1 protein-coding gene is annotated in these 255 nt (G+C 59.2%); it reads left to right on the forward strand.

The features are described 5' to 3' along the window. Positions 1-255 (forward strand): integrase core domain-containing protein (locus VRY85_RS14920; protein WP_414599388.1); only part of this gene is annotated, 255 nt, incomplete at both ends.

Raw genomic sequence — 255 nt, forward strand, 5'->3', positions numbered from 1 at the left:
TGACGACAATCCCTATTCCGAGGCGTTGTTCAGGACACTGAAATACACACCGGCGTACCCAAAGAAGCCCTTTACGTCGATCGAGCAGGCCCGCCAGTGGGTGCTGCGCTTCGTGACCTGGTACAACGCGGAACATCGCCACAGCGGCATCAAGTTCGTGACGCCTGCGCAACGGCATTATGGGCAGGAGCACGCAATTCTTGAGCGCCGCCGTAGCGTCTACGAAGCAGCGAAACGCGTTACGCCGCAGCGTTG

The organism is Achromobacter sp. F4_2707 (assembly GCF_047501535.1).
In the GTDB taxonomy this organism is placed as follows: Bacteria; Pseudomonadota; Gammaproteobacteria; order Burkholderiales; family Burkholderiaceae_B; genus Yanghanlia.